The sequence below is a fragment of the Variovorax sp. MHTC-1 genome (assembly GCF_003984645.1).
Lineage (GTDB): Bacteria > Pseudomonadota > Gammaproteobacteria > Burkholderiales > Burkholderiaceae_C > Variovorax.
Window position 1 is genome coordinate 1 of the sequence record NZ_RWKI01000087.1, and the last position, 997, is coordinate 997.

The window sequence follows — 997 nt, forward strand, 5'->3', positions numbered from 1 at the left end:
GTAAGCGAGAGCCCAAGGCCCTCTTGACGATCGAACCTCGTAGCGACTACAGCAGATCGCTCTCGCCGTCGTTGACTTCATCGATGAAGAGGTCGTCCGACCAAGCCATCCCGATCGCCTTGTCCAGGCGCTTGAGCAGTGCATTGAAGGTCTCGCCATCACGGCGCACGAGCATGGCCAGGCAGTTGCTGCCGTCGGCCGCTGTGGCAGCGCACTCGTGCGGCGGCAGCGCGCCGATGTTGATGTCACCGCCATCGGCGATCAATGTCTCGATGTTCTTCGTCGATTGCGCCATGGCAGCGTCAGTGCTTGATCGCGGCCAGGCGGTCGTTGGCCTCGGTGGAATCGAACGCCTTGGGATCCCAGGTCTCTACGCCGATCCATTCGGCTAAGTTCTCGTGCTCCGGGTCATCGGGATCGGCCATGGCCTGGACGAAGTCGGCATAGCCTGGAATGCCGCCGCAGTCCTCGGGCGGCGTCGCGCAGGCGCCGCCGACGCAGAACGGCAGGGGCAGCAGCGGATCCGGTGCGAGCTTCTTCTCGACCTTGATGCGGTGGTCCCAGTAGTCCCCGAAGTCGTAGACGTAGCTCAGCGTCGACCGGTTCAGGGCGGTGGGTAGTCGCGTGCTCTCACTGGCGATCGAGCCGGGATCGTCGTACATTGGATCGGGCGTTCCATAGCGCTCGCCGTCGCCGGCGATGAACTCGTGCAGGTGCGAGTGGCCCCATCCGAACGCGGCCTGGATGACCAGGTGAAGCTTGAGCAACGTGATCGTCTCGGGCACCAGCACGCGGCGCCAGACCTTGGGCTTCGTGCCGCGCAACTCGATGTGCAGTTGGAGGATTGCCGGGGACGTCTTGATCCGATGTACCTTGGTCGCCATGCTCAGGCTGCTTCTCGTTGATCGTCGGCGCGTCGGCCGATGTTCCACGGCAGCAACTCGTCGATGCGGTTGATGGGATGGTCGGCGATGCGTGTCAGCACGTCGCACAGATA

3 protein-coding genes are annotated in these 997 nt (G+C 63.6%); all 3 read right to left on the bottom strand.

Translation table 11 applies throughout. From position 1 onward, the window contains the following. Window positions 1-46 precede the first annotated feature (46 nt). Window positions 47-295, bottom strand: coding sequence for a hypothetical protein (locus tag EJI01_RS28365; RefSeq protein WP_126840413.1), 249 nt, complete (start codon window positions 293-295; stop codon window positions 47-49). A 7-nt stretch (window positions 296-302) separates the two neighbouring features. Then, a complete protein-coding gene (locus EJI01_RS28370) occupies window positions 303-884 on the bottom strand; it encodes a plasmid pRiA4b ORF-3 family protein (RefSeq protein WP_126840414.1) in 582 nt (193 codons plus the stop codon). 2 nt (window positions 885-886) lie between these two features. Beyond that, window positions 887-997: transposase domain-containing protein (locus EJI01_RS28375; RefSeq protein ID WP_148112388.1), on the bottom strand; the 111-nt coding region annotated here is incomplete at its 5' end.